The following is a 259-nucleotide window of genomic DNA, read 5'->3' on the forward strand; positions in this document are numbered from 1 at the left end:
TGCCCGCTACCGTCCACGGCGAATTCGGCGGCACCGCCAAGGTGTTCGCGCAATCGACCGGATCGATGCCGCTGCTGATCCTCGCCGCCTTGCTGGCGATCTACATCGTGCTCGGCATCCTGTACGAAAGCGCGATCCACCCGCTCACTGCGCTCTCCACTTTGCCCTCGGCCGGGGTGGGAGCGATGATCGCGCTGATCGTCACCGGTGGCCAGTTCGACATCATCGCGCTGATCGGCATCATCCTGCTGATCGGGAT

The 259-nt window shown here is 64.1% G+C and carries 1 protein-coding gene; it reads left to right on the plus strand.

Features of this window, described 5'->3' with window-relative positions:
- Positions 1 to 259, plus strand: a 259-nt coding sequence (locus ACZ3HH_RS30595) for an efflux RND transporter permease subunit (protein ID WP_465810407.1), incomplete at both ends; no start/stop codon positions are given.

It is taken from the genome of Pseudomonas sp. PME37.24/025 (assembly GCF_055556615.1).